This window comes from Paenibacillus sp. UNC217MF (genome assembly GCF_000686865.1).
In the GTDB taxonomy this organism is placed as follows: Bacteria; Bacillota; Bacilli; order Paenibacillales; family Paenibacillaceae; genus Paenibacillus_B; species Paenibacillus_B suaedae.
In genome coordinates, this window is sequence record NZ_JMLT01000003.1 from 398,125 (window position 1) to 416,991 (window position 18,867).

The 18,867-nt window shown below is 48.4% G+C and carries 20 protein-coding genes and 1 other RNA gene; 1 reads left to right on the forward strand and 20 read right to left on the reverse strand.

All coding sequences use genetic code 11. The features are described from left to right. Window positions 1-50: 50 nt before the first annotated feature. The 12 genes from BP95_RS32875 to BP95_RS0102035 form a co-directional block, all read right to left on the reverse strand. On the reverse strand, window positions 51-212 hold the full coding sequence (locus BP95_RS32875; protein ID WP_155987174.1) for a hypothetical protein: 162 nt from the start codon (window positions 210-212) through the stop codon (window positions 51-53). An 82-nt stretch (window positions 213-294) separates the two neighbouring features. Next, window positions 295-1,440 carry an LCP family protein gene (locus tag BP95_RS0101985; protein ID WP_021256776.1) on the reverse strand — a complete coding sequence of 382 codons (1,146 nt, stop codon included), beginning with the start codon at window positions 1,438-1,440 and terminating at the stop codon, window positions 295-297. Between the two features lie 12 nt (window positions 1,441-1,452). Then, window positions 1,453-1,731, reverse strand: coding sequence for a hypothetical protein (locus tag BP95_RS0101990; RefSeq protein WP_028531282.1), 279 nt, complete (start codon window positions 1,729-1,731; stop codon window positions 1,453-1,455). A 60-nt stretch (window positions 1,732-1,791) separates the two neighbouring features. Beyond that, on the reverse strand, window positions 1,792-2,076 hold the full coding sequence (locus BP95_RS0101995; RefSeq protein WP_021256778.1) for a YlaH-like family protein: 285 nt from the start codon (window positions 2,074-2,076) through the stop codon (window positions 1,792-1,794). A 40-nt stretch (window positions 2,077-2,116) separates the two neighbouring features. After that, window positions 2,117-3,964 carry a translational GTPase TypA gene (typA, locus tag BP95_RS0102000; protein WP_021256779.1) on the reverse strand — a complete coding sequence of 616 codons (1,848 nt, stop codon included), beginning with the start codon at window positions 3,962-3,964 and terminating at the stop codon, window positions 2,117-2,119. Between the two features lie 173 nt (window positions 3,965-4,137). Then, complete coding sequence (locus tag BP95_RS0102005; protein ID WP_021256780.1) at window positions 4,138-4,626, reverse strand: LiaF transmembrane domain-containing protein; 489 nt, start codon at window positions 4,624-4,626, stop codon at window positions 4,138-4,140. Between the two features lie 255 nt (window positions 4,627-4,881). Next, a complete protein-coding gene (locus BP95_RS0102010) occupies window positions 4,882-5,541 on the reverse strand; it encodes a TerC family protein (RefSeq protein ID WP_021256781.1) in 660 nt (219 codons plus the stop codon). A gap of 95 nt (window positions 5,542-5,636) precedes the next feature. Further along, a complete protein-coding gene (thiI, locus tag BP95_RS0102015) occupies window positions 5,637-6,950 on the reverse strand; it encodes a tRNA uracil 4-sulfurtransferase ThiI (RefSeq protein ID WP_028531283.1) in 1,314 nt (437 codons plus the stop codon). A 49-nt stretch (window positions 6,951-6,999) separates the two neighbouring features. Then, on the reverse strand, window positions 7,000-8,166 hold the full coding sequence (locus BP95_RS0102020) for a cysteine desulfurase family protein (RefSeq protein ID WP_021256783.1): 1,167 nt from the start codon (window positions 8,164-8,166) through the stop codon (window positions 7,000-7,002). Between the two features lie 239 nt (window positions 8,167-8,405). Next, window positions 8,406-8,762, reverse strand: a complete 357-nt coding sequence (locus tag BP95_RS31695; RefSeq protein WP_021256784.1) for a hypothetical protein — start codon at window positions 8,760-8,762, stop codon at window positions 8,406-8,408. Between the two features lie 29 nt (window positions 8,763-8,791). Then, on the reverse strand, window positions 8,792-9,010 hold the full coding sequence (locus BP95_RS0102030) for a DUF1540 domain-containing protein (protein ID WP_028531284.1): 219 nt from the start codon (window positions 9,008-9,010) through the stop codon (window positions 8,792-8,794). Window positions 9,011-9,138: 128 nt separating this feature from the next. Continuing rightward, window positions 9,139-9,639: a DUF3907 family protein gene (locus BP95_RS0102035; protein ID WP_028531285.1), complete on the reverse strand. Its 501-nt coding sequence runs from the start codon at window positions 9,637-9,639 to the stop codon at window positions 9,139-9,141. Between the two features lie 257 nt (window positions 9,640-9,896). On the opposite strand from BP95_RS0102035, the gene BP95_RS29370 reads away from it, so the two are divergent. Next, the gene (locus BP95_RS29370; RefSeq protein ID WP_051613962.1) at window positions 9,897-11,852 is read left to right on the forward strand and encodes a S8 family peptidase; all 1,956 of its coding nucleotides are present in this window, start codon (window positions 9,897-9,899) and stop codon (window positions 11,850-11,852) included. 115 nt (window positions 11,853-11,967) lie between these two features. Here the strand turns inward: BP95_RS29370 and rnpB are convergent. The 8 genes from rnpB to BP95_RS0102070 all read right to left on the reverse strand — a co-directional run bounded on the left by rnpB (window position 11,968) and on the right by BP95_RS0102070 (window position 18,799). Continuing rightward, window positions 11,968-12,365: RNase P RNA component class A (gene rnpB, locus BP95_RS31735), an RNA gene on the reverse strand. Window positions 12,366-12,419: 54 nt separating this feature from the next. Further along, window positions 12,420-13,535, reverse strand: coding sequence for a Nif3-like dinuclear metal center hexameric protein (locus BP95_RS0102045; RefSeq protein ID WP_021256788.1), 1,116 nt, complete (start codon window positions 13,533-13,535; stop codon window positions 12,420-12,422). Next, window positions 13,511-14,278, reverse strand: a complete 768-nt coding sequence (locus tag BP95_RS0102050; RefSeq protein WP_051250033.1) for a tRNA (adenine(22)-N(1))-methyltransferase — start codon at window positions 14,276-14,278, stop codon at window positions 13,511-13,513. Before BP95_RS0102050 ends, BP95_RS0102045 begins: the two co-directional genes overlap by 25 nt. Next, on the reverse strand, window positions 14,226-14,720 hold the full coding sequence (locus tag BP95_RS31700; protein ID WP_155987175.1) for a hypothetical protein: 495 nt from the start codon (window positions 14,718-14,720) through the stop codon (window positions 14,226-14,228). The genes BP95_RS0102050 and BP95_RS31700 overlap by 53 nt, the downstream gene beginning before the upstream one ends. Window positions 14,721-14,780: 60 nt before the next feature. Beyond that, window positions 14,781-15,137 carry a hypothetical protein gene (locus tag BP95_RS31705; RefSeq protein WP_051613964.1) on the reverse strand — a complete coding sequence of 119 codons (357 nt, stop codon included), beginning with the start codon at window positions 15,135-15,137 and terminating at the stop codon, window positions 14,781-14,783. A gap of 94 nt (window positions 15,138-15,231) precedes the next feature. Then, complete coding sequence (gene rpoD / locus BP95_RS0102060; protein ID WP_021256791.1) at window positions 15,232-16,362, reverse strand: RNA polymerase sigma factor RpoD; 1,131 nt, start codon at window positions 16,360-16,362, stop codon at window positions 15,232-15,234. A 35-nt stretch (window positions 16,363-16,397) separates the two neighbouring features. Then, window positions 16,398-18,245, reverse strand: coding sequence for a DNA primase (gene dnaG / locus BP95_RS0102065; RefSeq protein ID WP_028531287.1), 1,848 nt, complete (start codon window positions 18,243-18,245; stop codon window positions 16,398-16,400). A gap of 38 nt (window positions 18,246-18,283) precedes the next feature. Further along, window positions 18,284-18,799 (reverse strand): YaiI/YqxD family protein, encoded by a 516-nt coding sequence (locus BP95_RS0102070; RefSeq protein ID WP_021258132.1) that lies wholly within the window; start codon window positions 18,797-18,799, stop codon window positions 18,284-18,286. Window positions 18,800-18,867 lie beyond the last annotated feature (68 nt).

Below are 18,867 nucleotides of genomic sequence, written 5' to 3' on the forward strand. Positions count from 1 at the left end.
GTGAAGACCGGACAAGCATATTGACGCACGAAAAGCCTAGTGGGGTTCCACTAGGCTTTTCGCATGAAGACATCGTCATATTCATGATCCAGCATAACAGCTGCAGATGGGCAATAGGCCGTCCCGATGCCTGTTTGATCGGATAACAGATGAGACCCTTGGGACATCTTATGTTGCAATAAGGGATTACCCATCATCAAAGCTTCGGACATCACTCAGACCTCCTCCACATCATAATTGCAGCTTTACTCTATTATATTAATGATGCTTCAAAAATTGCATACCCTTATCCACTTAGGAGCCAGGTTGGGTTGTATTCGCATGCTGCGAGTCCGCTCCACCTTCTCCGGATAAGGTTGATTTCAATGATTTGCCGGCAAGTACATCCTTAATCGCCTGCTTGCCCTCTTCCAACTTCACCGTGTCCGGATAGATGTACGGGCTAACCCAATTCCCATCTACTGAAATGTAGTGAATGTTATCGCGGTTAATTCCTAAGTACGTAGAAATGGAACTGCGAATTTGATCCGGTGTCATATCAATTTTGAAGTTATCAGCCATCGCATCAATAACGCCTGTTACCTTTGTTAGTCCGCCAAGCGATTGCATGTTGCCGACGATTTCCTTCAGCACTGCATTCTGGCGGACGTTGCGATCCGCATCTGTCGTGCCCTTCGTCATTGGACGGCAGTTCGATTTGCGGTAGCGAACGAAGTCAAGGGCGTTCTTGCCGTCGAGCGTCTGCTGGCCTGTCTTCAGCTTGATATGGGTTCCATCCGCATTATCGTTATAGCACATATTCTGATCCACGTTCACGTTGACGCCGCCGACTGCATCCACGACATCAGAGAAGCCTTGGAAGTTAATCACTGCGGCATAGTCGATCGGCATGCCCATATACTTGCCAAGCATCAGTTTCATCTCATCTTCTGGAGTAGCGCTGTCCAGCTTGCCTTGCTCCTTAAGTGTGAAGAACTTCGGATAATAATGATTTAGCTTATCCGGATGATAGCCGGGCAGTTCGAAATACGTATCACGCGGCAAAGAAACAAGCACCGCTTCCTGTGTTTCCGGATGCATTGCGCCGACCATGACAACATCAGTACGACGTCCAGGCAGTTCTGGCCGATAGTCGATACCGAGCAAGATGAAGGAAAAAGGCTCCTTGTTCGGTGAAAGCGTATCTTGCACCGTTGAACTGCCGCCGCCCTGTTTAGCAACTGTAGAAATATCGTTCAACTTGTTGTTCGCATACCAAGCAAAATATCCGACAATGAATATAACGACAACAGCTGCGATAAGCGCGGTGATAAGGGTCACCTTCAACCATTTCGGCATCCCTCGCTTCTTCGTGGAAGACTTCCCTTCGGAGGGCTTCCTCTCAGGCGACTTCCGCCGTTTCTGCTTCGTTCTAGGTGGCAATGGTGTCGATGAATTCATATCTTACCTCACTTACTCATTGTATTTCGGATTCGCTTCGATGTCCTGCCATAATCGCTCTGCATCTTCGCGGTCGAATACTTCTGTACTCATTTCTTCTTCCCGCCAATACGTAATGACATATCGCTCATCCGATCCATCCAAGCAAGCCTCGAAGGAGGTCAGTTGATGATCCTCCTTCAAGATTGTCTCAAAAAATTGTACCGTCTCCTTCGCTGCCCCATCATCCGGGCGCTGCTCAGACACAATATGAATTTGCAGCCAATTGAATAGTGCAACTTGCAGCTTCATCATCCGGCCTTCTCTCCCCTTTGCGTGTCGGTGATGGTGATAACGATGACGCACAATCCATTAGTTCTTTGAATCTGTCGCCTTCTTGCGGCGAGCTTCCATAAAATAGCGAATGCGTACCATGAACATCAAAGCGACCGCGACAAACAAACATTGAATGATTGGCAGCTTGTCTATTTGGAAGATGAGCAGAACAAACGCGCCCAATCCCATCAGCAAATAGATCAGTACCTCCTTCAATATCGGGAGTTTCTGCACACGGAAGACTTTATTGAACACATACACGATTAACAGATAAATAAGCGCATAACTTACAAAGGGATGGGAAGCCAACCATTCCTGCATCGTAAACGCTCACTCCTTTGCCAAAGTTGTCCAAATCCCATTATACATGGGATTCGGATACTTTGCGCGTCTTTTCTGCGCGTTCACGCTCGCTTTTGTTCAGTATTTTTTTGCGTAACCGTACAGAAGACGGTGTAATCTCGCAATATTCATCATCATTCAAATACTCTAAAGCTTGTTCCAAAGAGAATAGAACAGGAGTTTTCATCTTGACAGTATCGTCTTTGGTTGCGGAGCGAACGTTCGTCAACGCCTTCTCTTTACAAATATTTACGACGATATCGTTGTCGCGGTTGTGCTCACCAACGATCATACCTTCATAAATTTCAGTACCTGGGTTTACGAACAACGTACCGCGATCTTCAACGGACATAATGCCGTACAGTGTTGAATTTCCTGTTTCTGTCGATACGAGAACGCCTTGGTGACGTCCGCCAACTTGACCGCCAGCATATGGGCCATAGCTGTCAAACGCGTGGTTCATGATGCCGTATCCGCGTGTCAGCGTCAAGAAGTACGTGCTGTATCCGATAAGACCACGTGCAGGGATCAAGAACTCCAAACGCACTTGGCCATTGCCATGGTTAATCATGTTGACCATTTCTGCTTTTCTCGTTCCCAAGCTTTCCATTACCGGACCTGTAGCTTCTTCTGGAATGTCGATAAGCAAGCGCTCAATCGGCTCCGTCTTCTTACCATCCACAACTTTGATGATAACTTCTGGTTTCGAAACTTGCAGCTCGTATCCTTCACGGCGCATGTTCTCAATCAAAATACTCAAATGCAATTCACCACGACCCGACACGATAAATGCATCCGGGCTGTCGGTCTCTTCAACACGAAGGCTGACGTCTGTCTCCAGTTCCTTCATCAAGCGCTCGCGCAGCTTACGTGATGTAACCCATTTACCTTCACGTCCTGCAAACGGGCTGTTGTTCACGAGGAACGTCATTTGCAGAGTAGGCTCATCAATATGAAGAACCGGAAGTGCTTCTGGATTCGCCGGATCTGCAATCGTCTCACCAATGTTAATATCCTTAATGCCGGCAATGGCAATGATATCGCCCGCTCCAGCTTCTTCTTGCTCAACACGCTTCAACCCTTGGAAACCGAACAACTTCTCGATGCGTGCCTGCTTCGTCTTCCCTTCACGGTTAATAACCGCTACAGATTGACCTTGACGGATCGTACCACGGTTCACACGACCAATCGCAATACGTCCCATATACTCGTTGTAATCGAGCAAAGTAACGAGGAATTGCAATGGCTCTTCTGGATTTTCAGTTGGTGCAGGGATGTGGGAGATGATCGTCTCATACAACGCCTGCATGTTCTCTTCCTGTTTCGCAGGATCGGATTCCATGCTCGATGTACCGTTAAGCGCAGATGCATATACAACTGGGAAGTCCAATTGCTCATCATTCGCATCAAGCTCGATGAACAGCTCAAGCACTTCGTCGATGACCTCTTCTGGACGAGCATTTGGACGGTCAATTTTGTTTACAACAACAATTGGCGTCAATTGGCTCTCAAGCGCTTTGCGAAGTACGAACTTCGTTTGCGGCATGCAGCCTTCAAATGCATCCACGACGAGCAATACGCCGTCAACCATTTTCATTATGCGTTCTACCTCGCCGCCGAAGTCAGCGTGGCCTGGTGTATCTACAATGTTAATCAGATTATCTTTGTACGTAATGGCTGTATTTTTAGCCAGGATCGTAATTCCGCGTTCACGCTCCAAGTCATTGGAGTCCATTGCGCGTTCTTGAATAGCTTCATGCTCACGGAATGTACCGGATTGTTGAAGCAGTTTGTCAACCAAAGTCGTTTTCCCGTGGTCAACGTGTGCGATAATTGCGATATTGCGAAGTAAGCTTCTGTCTTGCATCGTAAAATCTTTCCTTTCTGGGTGTGGAATCATACCAAAAATCCAAATCAAGCTAACCACGAATAAAGCCGCCATAGAGGGCGGCATCTATTCCTACGATAGGTCATTCTGAAGCATGTTAGAGCGGACACTTCAGAACTTTACGCTTACATGTTCGCCAGCTAGTGCTTCCATTAACGGAATCGATTTCTGAGTCCGCCAAATGCAAGCCCTGCTCCGGCAAGTATGAGTGCAACGGCAATCATATACGTACCAATTGCAAATACGAGCATCAAGATCAGCATGGATACACCGACCCCACCGAACAACAGCGCGCCTTGCCATGCGCCTCTCGGATGGTATGGATCGTATGCGTAGTATCCATACAGGCCCACGCCAATCCCAATGAGAAGCAGTGGCCATAAATACCCGAACAGTCTCCAATTGATCCAGTGGCTTAGCATGAACAGGACGCCATACATCGTCAGCATACCTGCTGGAACCATCATTACAGGCGGCAGGATTGCCATTCGTGCAAATACATACAAGGCAATACCGATAAGGAACATGAGGAGCGGCCACATCGTACCGCCGATGAAAGCAAACACTCCCATTTTCCCAAGCAAAATGAATAAGCCTGCAGCCAATATAGCAATGCCAATCACTTGTTGGTTTCTAGGCATAGGTCAACCTCCATGTCCAGATTTCTGATTCGGACACGATGTGACGCAATTCGCGTCGTTTTTTACTTTTTCTAGTGTATATGAAAGTTCGTAAAATTACTACCTGCTCCTTGAAAAAAACACAATACCCTTACCAAACCCTCCTGAGACTTCCATAACCGCCCTCTATTCATAATAGAAAAAACCTGCCATCAGCGTACTTCGGCAGGTACAAAGCATCTGTTCCGATTATCTATTGCAGAAGATCAAAAAGAGCTAATAACGTACCTGGCGCCGAAACCAAAATCCGAGCAGCACGACGAGCGCAAGAGCGATCCACGGGAATCCGTAATGAAGCTTGCTCCACATGGCGGGCAGCCATACCGCCAATCGTTCATCAGACGCAATCATCTCGCCCGCGGTATAGCCAAGTATCCCTGCACCCGCATACAGAAGCATCGGCATTTTCTGAAGCCATATGCTGATGAACCCGCTTCCCCACACGATAATAGGAATACTTAGCGCTATGCCGATTGCAACAAATGCCAGATTTCCTTTGGCTACCGCTGCAATCGCCAGCACATTGTCGAGACTCATGACCACATCGGCTAATAGAATAATTCGAATAGCCCCCCATAAGGAGTGGGCCTCGTTATCCCGGGTATCTGCAGGCTCCTGTTCAGCAATCAGTTGAACCGCGATAACGAACAACATAACCCCTCCCGCTGCCTTCAGGAGCGGAATGTTGATTAACCATAATGCCGCTACAGTCAGCACAATGCGAAGTACAACCGCGCCTGCGGCGCCCCACCAGATGGCCTGCTGCTGTTGTTGCTTAGGCAAGCGTCTGCTCGTCATGGCAATTACGACTGCATTGTCTCCACTAAGCACCAAGTTAATCAGCATAATCTCCACTAACAACCATATCGATTCCACAGCCCGTCCCTCCCCTGTAGTTAGGTCTATGACAGAGGAGGCCGAGCTATTCCGCTATTCGCTAGCCAATGCGTAGAACAAGTCAATCCAATTGTTTAGAACCAATCTCCAGTTGCTGGCGCTGCCGGCCCAGCAGACTCATCTGCTTTCTGTACAACCTGAGCAGGCTCATTCGCATTCGCTACCTTGTCTTTGTCTTTACCCGACAACACGATTGCATCATCAGGCGAGCCACCCGCCTTCAGCAGGATCGCTTCCGTGTTTTCCACAGCAGCTTTAATGAGATCATCCAGCTCGGGGATAGAACGTTCCGCATGCTCAACGATATTCAAATTCGGATTCGTCGCCGGCGATTTCGGAATGAATAGAGTACAGCAATCTTCATAGGGAAGAATGGACAAGTCGTAAGTTCCGATATACTCTGCTTCACGAATGATCTTATCCTTGTCCACCGTAACAAGCGGACGAAGCAATGGCAGATCTGTCGCACGGCCGATGACATTCATGCTGCCAAGCGTCTGGCTCGCAACTTGACCCAAGCTGTCTCCCGTTACGATTGCCAGCGCATTGCGCTGCTCTGCAATTTGTGTGGCAATGCGCAGCATGGCACGGCGCATCAGCGTAATAAGCAAGTTATCATGTCCACTCTGATGAAGGCGAGTCTGGATATCTGTAAAGGGAACCATATGCACACGCATCCGTCCTGCATAGTTCGCAAGCACTTGAGCAAGATCGAGTACCTTCCGCTGCGCCCGTTCACTTGTGAACGGATAGCTGTGGAAATGAATCGCATCCAGTTGCAGCCCTTTGCGCAATGCTTCATAGCCGGCAACTGGACTGTCAATCCCCCCAGATAGAAGCAGCACGCCGCGGCCGTTGGATGCCAATGGGAAGCCTCCCGCACCTTGTACAACTTCGCTATACACATAGGTCCATTCTTCTCTAACCTCAACGCGCAAATCAATTTCAGGCTTGCGCACATCGACCTTAAGCCCCTCAAACTCGCGCAGCACAGGCGCACTAACAAGGTAATTCATCTCCTGGCTGCCATGCGGGAATCCCTTCCAAGCACGCTTCGCAGAAACTTTAAAGGTTGTCCCATCCGCAGGATTCATCTCACGGATTAATTGGACGGCCGTTTCAATAATCGGCTCTAGCTCAGAAGGAGTTCGTTTAACTGGACTAATGGACACCACACCGAACACATGCTTGAGCACTTGAATCATTTCGTCTAATGGCTCACCATTCAGCTCAACATAGAGTCGACCGTATTCTTTAATGACTTTAGCATTAGGAAAAGGACTAAGCATTGCATTGACATGCTGGTAAGCTGCCTTTTCAAACTTGCTGCGGTTCTTGCCTTTAATTGTGATTTCCCCATAACGAAGAAGAATCATATCGTATTCCATGATTTTCTCTTTCCCTGCCTTTCGCTTGCTATCGATTCCAATACCTATATTATCGCTGCACAAGAGATTGCAATTGTTCTGTCATTTGCTTGAAACTCTGTACAAGCCGCTTCAACTCATCCTCAGAGCAGTTCGCATCCAGACTGATGCGGATTCCGCTTGCAGCAACTTGAGAGTCATGCGTCATCGCCAGCAGCACACGGCTGGGCTTATGGAGCTTCGATGAACACGCGGATTGTGTTGAGACAATAATGCCACGCTGTTCGAGGGCATGAACCACAACCTCTGATTTCATTCCAGGGTATGATACATTGATGATATGTGGAGCGCCATATGGAACAGCAGGACTGTTCACAACAAGCGGCTTCATCTGTGACAAATGTTCAAGTACGAATTGACGCAGGCGAACAAGCTTGTCATAGCGTTCAGACTGCCCTTCGACCGCTAGTCTGACCGCCTTAGCAAGCCCTACAATGCAGGGGACATTCTCTGTACCAGGACGAAGCTCCCCCTCTTGAGAACCTCCATACATTAGCGGCTTCAATGCGACTTGCTTCCGCTTAACGAGCACGCCAGCCCCACGTGGCCCTTGAATCTTATGTCCCGAGAGACTATATAGGTCTATACCCCATTCAGCAAGACGAACGGGAACCTTGCCTAGGCCCTGCACCCCATCCACATGGAACGTTACTTTTGGGTAGCGGCGCAGCATATCTCCAATTTCTCCAATAGGCTGTATAGCACCCATTTCATTGTTGACGTGCATGATACTAACGAGTACTGTATGAGGCCGAATTGCAGCCTCCACTTCGTCAGGACGGACTCGGCCGTTCTCATCCACAGGAAGGTAGGTAACCTCAATCCCCTCCTGCTCTAACTGCTGAACACATTTATATACGGATGCATGTTCAACTTCAGATACGATCATATGGATTGGCTTGCCTGCAGCTTGATAGGCCTTCGCAATTCCGAATATAGCAATGTTATTGCTCTCTGTCGCCCCTGATGTGAACAGTATATCTTCAGGCTCCACTTCCAGGGCGCGAGCTACAACCTCGCGCGAGCGTCGAATAAGCTGCTCTGCTTGCCCCCCAGCACCATGAATCGATGAAGGGTTGGCATACACCTGCCCCATCACCTCCGCAACCGTCCGAATAACATCCGGATGGGGGGGAGTCGATGCACAATGATCGAAATACAACTGAGTTGCGCTCACCACATTCCCTCCTCATGACAACAAAAAAGATCAAAATCGGATCGAGGCGCAATCGGCTCCTCACCGTTGTTGATCTCATGTACGAAATAAGATGTTACTTATTTTACACGTTTCAACATAAAAGCACCATCCCTAATCCCATGTTCTTATCGATCCTTCATGCAGCTAATGCTCCCTTGCTCCCCATATAGAAAAAGCCTGATCCGGGGCAACTTACCGGTTCAAGCTTGAATGCTCACTTATGATGACATCGTTATGAATTGGACAAGGACGGCTAATAACCCAACAACGGTCGCAAAGATTCCAGATGAACGACTTCCCTGCAAGTAGGCAAGAACACCTAACGCGGCGGCCCCAATCCCCATCGGAATTGGAAATAGAAAGAAGGCGATAATCGAGAAAATAACGGCCAGCATGCCAATACCCGACCAATGATTGATCTTCGAATGCTGTGTTGCAATGCGAAGCGTGTCTGAGAGAGTTCCCGCTTCTTGCCCAAATTCTACATCCTGCTGCTGTTCTCGATTTCTCGCGGTATGACTTCTAACCCGGTGCCGCTTCAAACGGCGTGAATTGCGTGCTTTGTGACCTGACATCACACCTCACTCCTAGCTTCCGTTCAAGATCATTTGGGCACAAACGTCTGACAGCATGTTGAAGAGGACTTAGAGGCTGTATCCTTATGATCGCCTCGGAACGATTCGTCCGCGAACTCTGAATTGGCCTTTACATTAGCATGTGCATCAATATCAATCATAATTTCAGAAGCTTGACAGCGAAAATCCCCCCAAAATTTACAGTTGGATACGCTGCAGCGAACTACAGGTTTTTCACTCACATCCATCACCTCCGTGTTATCAGCATGTCCTAGTCCGTGATGTCATATCCTGCTCTCTTCCTGCCATGATCTAACGAAAAAGACGCTCCGTGGCATAAACGGAACGTCTTCGTAATTGATATATTTGGAATTCCTTATTTCGAGCCTTGCATACGACGCTGCGTTAAATAGTCACTCTCATAATAGGCAAGCTCATCGCGGAGATCTTCGAACAGCTTCACAACCGACAGAACAATATCCCTCGCTGCTCGAACAGGCTTCTTCCGGAAACGAATTGCGTCTTGACCCGTATACGCGTATCGACCATCCTCTGAATAACACTCATTCTTCGGGTAGAAGAAGGCATTCACACAATGATGATACACTTCGTACAAGCAGCGCTCGCCAAATGCCGTATCAAAGGTTGCTCTTCTTAACGCAACACCCAGCCGTTCATAGCTCTGCTCCGTGAATACGAGCAAATGCCGAATATCCGTCAGGAATCCTTTATAGAAACTAACAGTCTCGTCTTCCTCATTCCCTTGAACAAGAGCAGTTAGCGAATACTCATTTAAAAATTGCTCAAGCTTATCAATCGCTTCCTTAAGTTTGTCCTTCGAAACTTCGCATTGCTGCTTCACATTGGATGCTGGCATGAAAGCTCCCCCTTACCCCATTCGTCCATTTGGAATTTCAACTCTTCGGGCATCCGATTTGGAATCATTTTCATTTCCCCTTCATCCTACCACAATCCGATCATGATGGGTATCATTTTCCGCCGCGTCCCGAATAAATTCGTGTACCAATTCTCAACCTATAAACAGGTCTGTTCACGATACGATATCTGCAGCCGAGAGGCGCTTGATATCAAAAGGCAGGACAAATAGGAAGGAACGCTAGAGGAGGAAGTTGTATGCAGCGACGATATGTGGTTGGAATAGTTGCTCTCTGTGCAGCCATACTTACGATTCCGCTATTGTGGGCTCCAGATCGCCATCCCGAGCCAAGGGGCATGACGACAGCCGCACACGAAGAGAGCATGAAAAAACAAATCCTGAATCAGGACGTTACACGCACAAGCCGGATGTTCGCCATTGATTCCAGACGTGATCTGGAAGATGCGCTTGCCAATTGGGGAGCCAAGACTCATGCCCAGAAGCAGGATACCGTTCAGCAATTTATGAAATCCCATCCCCACTTCGTGTACATGAAATGGGTCGAGGGTGGTTCAACCGCTTGGGAGAAAGGAAATGTACCGAAGGATGAGCGCTGGGACGCCAACAAGCAGCTCGAGAGTTACGTTCGGACTGCTACCATGAACGTAACGAAGCAGCAGTCATATTCCTCTCCTGAAGTGTTAGTGAATGGGAAAAGCCATATGGTCATTGGCATTGCCTCTCCCCAATCGCAGCAGGGGATTGTCGCAATCGTGAATCAAGATGTCATCCAGACCGTACGCAAGCATCAGCAAAAAAATCTTCGGCTTGTACCTTACCCGCCTGAATCCAAGTACCGTGTCAAGTCTGTCGATTCCAACTCGATGCGGGATGTAAAGGTTCAAGACGGAGAAGATAACGCCGGCACAAGCCATTATTATGAGAATGAAATCGTCGTGCGCTTCCGTTCTGACCCCGACTCCATTCAATTGCAGCGTATGATGCGGGATACTGGGTGCGCACACCCGCGCAAGCTCGGTTACACGTATGTGTTTCGTTCTCATAAGATGAGTGTTAAGCAATTAACTTCTTATTTCAAACAATTCAATCCGATATACAGTGAGCCTCATTTTCTATATATGACAAATGAGAAGCCTTCACTAGTTCCATCGACTCCTTCTTCTCAAGCTCGCCCCAAGACATTGAATGAACCGACACAAGGGGATGCTGCTGAGGAGCCAAATGATGCGTTGTACAAGGCTTATCAATGGAATTTGCCGAATATCCATACGAACCGAGGATGGATGACGAGCAAAGGGGCCAAAGATGTCATTGTGGCGGTTGTCGATACCGGTGTCGATTCCAATCATCGTGATTTGCAAGGCAAGCTGCTGAAGGGTTATAACGTCTTTGATAAAAACCAGCCTCCAAAAGATGAAGTCGGACATGGTACTCATGTAGCCGGCATTATTGGCGCCACTGTCAATAATGGTGAAGGCATTGCCGGGATTACATGGTACAATCCTATTCTTCCAGTCAAAGCGCTTGACAACAACGGATCAGGTACATCGTACTCTGTTGCGGAAGGAATTATTTGGGCGACAGACAATGGAGCCAAGGTCATCAACATGAGCTTAGGCAACTATGTCGATGGCGCATTTCTGCATGATGCAGTCAAGTATGCCTATGATCGCGATGTCGTGCTGATCGCTGCAACGGGCAATGACAATACCCGGCGTCCTGGATACCCTGCTGCTTATCCTGAAGTATTTGCCGTATCCGCTACGGATGCGAATCAGAAGCGCGCTTCCTTCTCCAACTACGGCAACTACGTAGATGTTGTGGCGCCCGGCACGTCGATTGCAAGTACTTATCCGAACAATCAATATGCGGCATTGTCAGGCACTTCAATGGCTTGCCCGCATGTATCCGCATTGGCTGCACTTATTCGCTCCGTGAATCCTTCGTTAAAGAATACGGAGGTGTACGATATTATGCGGCAGAGTGTAGTCGACTTAGGAACACCGGGTAAAGATATGTATTATGGCTATGGTGAAATCGATGTCGCACAGGCCTTAAGCCTTGCAGAGCAAGGATCAACATCATTGTCGCTGCTTCCGCAAAATATTGCACGCGAAATCAAGCGCACGATTGCTCAATATGTGAAGCGTCCATCTACGCCATCTTCAATAATCCCCGCTTCCCAGCCGTAAACGACTTATGGCCGTGGGATGGGACATTGTAGATGATGTCCCCCAAACCAAAAACCCCCGCACAGCTTGTGTGCGGGGGTTATCTTATAGGCTTCGAACAATAAGTGTTGTAGCTCCGGAAAGTTTGCCGTAAGCCGGGTTCTGTACTGATCGTGGTATTACGGGAGCTACCCTTCCACTACAAAGTGACAATCATCTATCTAGACCGTACATTGCTGCACGGTTCAAGCGACCAACCCAGACGCACCTCGGGCTAAGGTTGCCCTTGCGGGCATGCATCTCATTAGGTCTTGCTCCAGATGGGGTTTACCAGGAACGAAGTCACCAACGCTCCTCGTGGTCTCTTACACCACGGTTCCACCCTTGCCTGTGCTGCCGAAGCAGCCATCGGCGGTCCATTTCTGTGGCACTATCCTTCAGCTCGCGCTGACTGGACATTATCCAGCACCCTGCCCTATGGAGCCCGGACTTTCCTCTCGTGACCAAGTCACCAGCGATTGTCTGTCAAACTTTCCGTCAACATTCGTTAGTATACAAGTTTCGCGCAAGAAACTCAACCGTCAACTTTTACAAAAACTGAAATGGCTCGGTATTTGTGGAAGAAGCTACGAATTGCGTCGATACTCCCTTGTCAGATGCCACCTGCTGCAGGCGTCCTGCAACATCCTGCTTCATCATCTTCTCTGCATTATGGCCCGGATCAATTATTGCAAGACCTGCAGCGAGTGCATCGTGGGCAGTGTGGTAATCCACATCTCCCGTGACGAGCACATCCGCTCCATGGAATATCGCATGATGGATATATCGGGCGCCTGAACCGCCGAGGACAGCAACCTTGCGTACAGAACGCTCCAGATTGCCGACCACGCGTACATTCGATACCTCGAAGCTGCTCTTCACCTGCTCTGACAATTGACGGAGAGTTACAGATTCCGTCAGCTTGCCTACTCGGCCCAAGCCATACTCTGTTCCTTGAATATCTACAGGGTAGAGATCATAAGCGACTTCCTCGTATGGATGCGCCTTAAACATCGCTTGCAGCACGCGGCTGCGAACCGACTTCGGAATAATTGTCTCAATTCGTACTTCTGGTACATTCTCCAGCTTGCCCGCTTGTCCGATATGCGGATTCGTGTCGTCGCCAGGCTTGAACGTGCCGAAGCCTTCACTATTGAAGCTGCAATGGCTGTAGTTCCCAATGTGCCCAGCCCCGGCATCCAATATTGCAGCACGGACTTCATCTGCATGCGTCTGCGGTACAAATACAACCAGCTTGTGCAGTTGCTCCTGCTGCAGCGTTTCGAGGACACGGACATTCGTAAGCTGGAGGCGTTCCGCCATCAAATCATTCATGCCCCCTACTGCCACATCGTAATTCGTGTGTGAGATATATACCGAGATGTCATGCTTGATAAGCTTCTCGTATAATCGGCCGGCAGGTGTATCTGTCTGTAAATGCTTCAAAGGTCGGAAAATGATTGCATGGTGCGCGATAATGAGGTTCGCTTGCTGAGCGATAGCTTCTTCCACGACCTCTTCATTCACATCGAGTGCAATGAGCACTTTCGCTACTTCCTTATTTAGCGAACCTAATTGAAGCCCAATTCGATCATCTGGTACAGCCAATGACTTAGGCGCAAGCTGCTCCATCCACTGAATTATTGTTGACCCTTTCGCAAACATTCAATAATCGCCTCCAGTTCCGCTTTGTTCTGAACGAATACTTCACGACGCTGCTTCGCCTCTTCACTCTCGGCCTGTTCCATCGTACGCAGCACACGCTCCCGCTTCGCTACTTCACGCTTCCATTTCTCAAAGAATACATCTGTAGGAGCTTGCGACAGCAGTGGGCCGAATTGCAGCAGCCACTCCTCTGACAGCGTCTTCCCACATAATAAAGGCCGAGACTCGTACAGACGAGCGTTATGTGTCTCTGCTGACTCGAACTGGCGCTCTGCAAGCAGAACCTCATAAATTTTGCCGTCTTCCTCTAAAATATGCTCCTTAAGCAGTGCCCAGCCTTCCTTGCGAAGCCAGCGACGAACGGTATCCTCACCCACATTCGGCTGGAGGATGAGTCGCTTGACCCCCTCAAGCTTCTCAGGTTGAGCTGATAATATACTGACAATGAGGCTCCCCCCCATTCCAGCGATAGAAATGCAGTCCACCTCATTAGGCTCCAATACGGCAAGCCCATCACCAAGCCGGACCTGTACAATATTCTCCAAGCGAGATCCGAGCACTTGACGTCTAGCTGCTTCATACGGACCTTGATTCACTTCACCTGCGACGCCATAAGAAATAATGCCTTGCTTTGCCAAATAAGATGGCAGCAGCGCATGGTCAGAACCGATATCTGCAAGTTTGCTGCCTTCAGGCACCCAATCCGCAATCCATTGTAGTCGTTTGGACAGTTTGATGTTCACGAATCCATTTCACCCACTGTTGTCTAAAGTAATATCCCATGTAAAACGTAATAAAAAGCTTCATTAGCATAAATAGCAGAACCTCGCCACCAGCATTAAGCTTCAGTGTGATGATTCTGCCAAGCCAAGCGGCCTCAGGCATATGCCAAGCAATCAGGGAAGCTATCAGCAGCCCTGCTGAAGCTGAAGGAAGAACTCTGTGCATCACCCAAGCCAGCCAGATGAATAATAAGCTCTCTGGAAGCCACAACCACTGCGTCTCAATGAGCGTAAGTTCTCCCCCCATTGAATAGAGAATTACCGCATAGGCGATCGCCAGCAGGAGCCAACCGAACCCCTGCATTCCGCCGCGCCGCAGTAGCAATCCTGTTATGATCCATAAGAGCCCTGCTCCAATCAGCCACAGCGCCACGCCATACCAAGAAAGCCATTGATGCAGCATGAGAATGGCAAGCGCGCCAAGCATGCTTACAGCGTTGCCGAGACTTGTAAATACCGCGATTTACACTTTACTTTTCTTTGCCGCATACTTTGAATTGAAGACGGCAAGCCCATAGTTAATAAGGGCAAATAAGGCGACAGCCCCAATTTGCATTGGAATGTCAAAAGCGGTAAAATGAAATCCAGCAGTACAGAACAAACCAGAAATGATAAATAACGCCAGCCATTTGGCGGCAGGAAGATTGGCCAGCCATTCCGCGAAGCGTCTGTTAGATACCGCAGACGGCTCAGCTGCTTCTGTTGATTCTGGCAGTTGATACAATTGAGCAAGGAATTCGCAATAGCGTTCCGGCAATAATCGATTATGTCTCCAACGTGCAATTTCCTGCGACATCCATTGGCGCTGCTTCTGATCCATGAGGCTTGTCACGCTCCTGTGTGGGAATGCCTTACATGGCGACAAAAGACCTTCCCCACGCATACTGCGCGCAAGAAGGTCTCGTCGTTAGCCACTATTCAAGAAAATCTTTAAGTCGCTTGCTGCGGCTCGGATGACGCAATTTACGAAGTGCTTTCGCTTCAATTTGGCGAATCCGTTCGCGTGTGACACCGAATACCTTGCCTACCTCTTCCAAGGTGCGAGTACGGCCGTCATCGAGACCAAAGCGCAAACGAAGCACATTTTCTTCACGTTCTGTCAATGTGTCAAGGACATCCTCCAACTGCTCCTTCAACAGCTCATATGCTGCCGCATCAGCAGGTGCCAATGCTTCTTGATCCTCAATGAAGTCTCCCAAGTGAGAATCGTCTTCTTCACCAATTGGTGTCTCAAGCGATACCGGTTCCTGAGCAATCTTCATGATCTCGCGTACTTTCTCAACACTAAGTTCCATCTCTGCTGCAATTTCTTCTGGAGTTGGTTCGCGTCCAAGTTCTTGAAGCAATTGACGGGATACACGGACAAGCTTATTAATCGTTTCTACCATATGAACAGGGATACGGATTGTACGCGCTTGGTCGGCAATCGCTCTTGTAATCGCTTGGCGAATCCACCATGTTGCATACGTACTGAACTTGTATCCTTTGCTATAGTCGAATTTCTCAACAGCCTTAATCAGTCCCATATTTCCTTCTTGAATCAAATCGAGGAACAGCATTCCGCGTCCAACATAACGCTTCGCAATGCTGACTACGAGGCGCAAGTTCGCTTCCGTCAAGCGTTTCTTCGCTTCTTCGTCCTCCTGCTCAATTCGCTTCGCAAGTTCGATCTCTTCTTCTGCTGACAAGAGCGGAACACGGCCGATCTCTTTTAAGTACATCCGAACCGGGTCATTAATCTTAATTCCCGGCGGCAGCGATAAGTCATCATCGAAATGGAAATCTTCGTTATCCCCATTCTCCCGATCACCATTATTGCGATTGCCCATTCCATCTTCCGTTTCATTTACCACTTCAATGCCCAAATCAGATAGCTGTTCATAAAACTCATCCATCTGCTCAGGGTCTTGATCGAACGTCGATAACTTTTCAGTAATATCTTTATAGCTGAGCGAGCCGCGCTTTTTACCGAGCTCAATCAATTGATCCTTCACATGTTCCAACGCTGCTTCGGCATCTAGTCCAGTATGTTGATCATTCGCCATTTTCCGACTCCCTCCTCCCTAGAAACTTCTGCTTCCTACCGCTTCAGTTGTTGCTCTAGGGCTATAATATCTTGTGCAATTTGCGCGGCACGCAAGATGTCTCCAGAACGCTCCGCCTGCACCATTTCTTCCTTTTTACGCTCAATTTCACGATGCCTAGGCACTTTCAAGATCTGACCGATGTAATCGTCTAATAAGGCGGTGTCATTTCGCAATGGCACTTCAGCCATCGATATGGATGCAGCCGTTTTCTCTAATCGGTCATCTTGCAACGTCGCCAAATAACAACTGAAATCAGGCTCCTTGCCTTGCGCGTAATAAGCATATAGATAAGCGGCAAGTGCCGCATGATCATCTACATTGAATTGCTCACCAAGATTCCGCTCCACATAGTTGGACACTTCAATATCTTGGAACATTAGCGCCAGCAGACTGCGTTCTGCATAGACATATGCTGGACGCAACACGGGCGGGGAGATAACTTGTTTATCATTCCTAACATTATTCCACCAATTGTCTTGATTATCCCCGTTTTGGTTGTTTTTTTGCAGTTTTTGACGGATATTCGCGCATTCTTGCTTCAAAGAAGCAATCGCAGAATCCCCTGATAATTCAAGCAGTGAAGCGAGCTCCTTCAAATGCATCTCCCGTTCGACAGGAGATTCAACCTGCGCCACAACACGCAACGCCGCATCTTTGAAGCGCCGTTTGCCATCATCTTCTAGCAGTATATGATTTCGACGTAAAGATATAAGCTTGAATTTGGTTGGCGTAACAGCTGACGCGATGATCGCATGCCTGAACCGTTCAGCTCCGTGTGCCTTAATAAATTCATCAGGATCCATCCGATCAGGGAGCATGGCGACAGCAACATGAAGGCCGCTTCCCTCTAATAGGTCAATCGACTTCATGGCGGCTGCTTGTCCAGCATCATCGCCGTCATAACATAACGTAACACTATCTCCGAGCTGCTTCAGCAACTGGACATGCTCAGAGGTTAACGCAGTTCCCATTGTTGCAACGCCATTCATCACTTGGGCTTCCCACGCTTGAATAACGTCTGCAAATCCTTCAAACAGAACAATTTCTCCGCTGCGCTTAATGTGCGGTCTTGCTTGATGCACATTGTACAGCAGCTTCGATTTGTTGAATAGCATGGTCTCGGGTGAGTTCAAGTATTTGGGCTGACTTCCGTCCAGTACCCTTCCTGCAAATCCAACAATGCGTCCCCGGCGATCCCATATCGGGAACATGACCCGGTTACGGAAACGATCGACATACCCTTCACCATTCGTTCTAGCCGATACGATACCGCCCTTCTCTACCAGAGCTAGGTCGAACTGCCGTTTCGTTAGAAACTTCACGATCATATCCCAATTCGGCGGTGCGTATCCAATCTGAAACTGTTCGATGAGCTTGTCATTAATGCCGCGTTCACGCAAATAGCGAAGCGCTTCCTGACCTTCCGTCGTATTCATTAATATGTAATGATACATCTTCGCAGTCAGTTCATGTGCTTCAATCAGCCGATCCTTCGCTTCATTCCGCGGATTGCGTTCAGCATACGAGTCACCGCTTCCCCATGTTATAGGAATGCCCGCCAACTCAGCTAGATGGGTAATCGCTTCAGGATAGGAATATCCTTCAAGGCCCATCACAAATTGAATGGCTGTCCCGCTCTTCCCGCAGCCGTAGCAATGGAAAATTTGCTTCTCCGGCGTGACCGTGAACGATGGTGTCTTCTCTGAATGAAAAGGGCAGAGCCCCTTCAAATATTTACCGTTCTTCGATAAGTGGACGTATTGTCCAACAATATCGACGATATCGTTGCGCTTCAATACTTCATCGCGAACTTCGTCAGGAATAAGTCCATATCCGTTCATCGTCAATCACCTTCATCTGAACACGTATTACTAATTCGCTATGGGCGCATTTTCTCCTGCTCACGAAGCAAAAGTTTTGTCAGTTTATGTTGGAAAATTTCGCGGTCCTCTTCACTCATCGCTCGCGGACCTTTCGTTCGTAAACCTGCTCTTCTCGCTTTGCTTGAGATATGCCGCCTTGTGAGGTACTCATCTACATTATCGCCAGTCAGCTCGCTGCCTCTCGGCGTAAGTACGGATGCACCTCTTGGCAAACAGAGCGCGGCCAACCCGTAGTCGCCTGTAACCACTACGTCCCCTGACCGCGCTGTGTTGGCAATATAAATATCCGCCGCTTGAAACGCTTGATCCACAAAAACAGTATGAATATCAAGATTCATAAGCTGCCAGTCTGGAGCAAATGCAGCATAAGAAGCTACAAAAATAACTCCTGCACCCATTTCAATGGCTGCGGCAACAATTTCATTTTTCACAGGACAAGCATCGGCGTCTACTACGATTCGAAGTTTAGAAGACATGTTCTCACCATTTTCGTAAAGCGTCGGAACTTTCATTAATCGTTTCACCGTTTATATTATATACGCTGTATCGTTTAAAATTCCTGCTTCGAAATCCGGATTTC